The following is a 1211-nucleotide window of genomic DNA, read 5'->3' as shown; positions in this document are numbered from 1 at the left end:
TGGAGCTCCCCACAATAGTAGACAGCTACTTCTGATTGACTTGGTTACTATTTTTAACCAATCAACTCGATGAGATGTCGAAAATGAGGAAACAATTTACCAAAGAAGAGCGGCTTGAAATTGTCAAGCAAAGCTTCGAACCCGATGTAAAAGTTGCTGACGTAGCGGCTAAGTTTGGCATTGGCGCTAATACCTTAAGCCGCTGGCGGCGTGAATTTCGTCAGGAGCATGGAATTGTCCCCCAAGGTCAGGGGATAAAAGTGATGACCGATGAGGAGCGTGAAATTGCCCGACTGAAGAAGCAATTACGCGAAGCGCAACTTGAACGGGACATTTTAAAAAAGGCCATCAGCATCTTCTCCAAGGGCGACGGAAAGTATTCCAATTCATAATGGATAGCCGCCAAGAATTTTCCGTTGAGAAGATGTCTGAAGTCTTTGGTGTTAGCCGTAGTGGCTTTTATAAATGGCTAAAGAACCATCAGCTGGCTGAGCATCAAGTCGACCCACTTGATGCAGCCATCAGCAGTTCTTTTGACCGAAGCAGAAGAACTTACGGGAGTCCAAGAGTTGCTTTAGACCTTAAGCAGCAGGGCATTCTGACTTCTAAATCTAGTGTTGCCCGTAGAATGCGTCGTCTCAAGCTTATCGCTAGAAAACCCAAGCGGTGGACGCGCACCACGCTGGTCAATGAGGATAATCCAGTAGCTCCTAACCTGCTTAACCGGGATTTTGCTGCTAATCGACCAGCGACCAAATGGGTAAGTGACATTAGCTACTTTTCCATCAAGGGCAGCTGGCACTACCTAACGATCATCTTGGACCTTGCTGACCGAGCGATTGTAGGCTGGGCAATCAGTGATGATATGAGTGCACAAGCCACCTCAGTAGCGGCCTTGGAGCGAGCAATAGCTAAAAGAAAGCCAGCGGAAAACCTGATCTTCCACTCTGATCGTGGTGTCCAATACACCTGTGATGAAATGCGTCAACATATAGCGGCGATCGGAGCGGTACAAAGCATGTCCAGAAAGGGCAACTGCTGGGATAATGCAGTAGCCGAGTCCTTCTTCAAAACGATTAAAGAAGAATGCATTGATCGCCATGAGTTCACCAGCAAAGCTCACGCGTGGTCAATTATCTTTGATTACATTGAAGGATGGTACAACACTAACCGCATTCATACTACACTAAAAGGACTAACTGTCCGCCAAG

At 47.0% G+C, this 1211-nt stretch carries 2 protein-coding genes; both read left to right on the top strand.

Translation table 11 applies throughout. The features are described from left to right. Positions 1-35: 35 nt before the first annotated feature. On the top strand, positions 36-392 hold the full coding sequence (locus E1J53_RS23810) for a transposase (RefSeq protein WP_134274849.1): 357 nt from the start codon (positions 36-38) through the stop codon (positions 390-392). Beyond that, on the top strand, positions 392-1211 hold an 820-nt coding region (locus E1J53_RS23805), incomplete at its 3' end, for an IS3 family transposase (RefSeq protein WP_134274850.1). The genes E1J53_RS23810 and E1J53_RS23805, both read left to right, overlap by 1 nt.

Origin of the sequence: Lewinella sp. W8 (assembly GCF_004375085.3) — a bacterium.
In the GTDB taxonomy this organism is placed as follows: domain Bacteria; phylum Bacteroidota; class Bacteroidia; order Chitinophagales; family Saprospiraceae; genus Neolewinella.
This window is presented reverse-complemented; position numbering and strand designations above follow the sequence as displayed.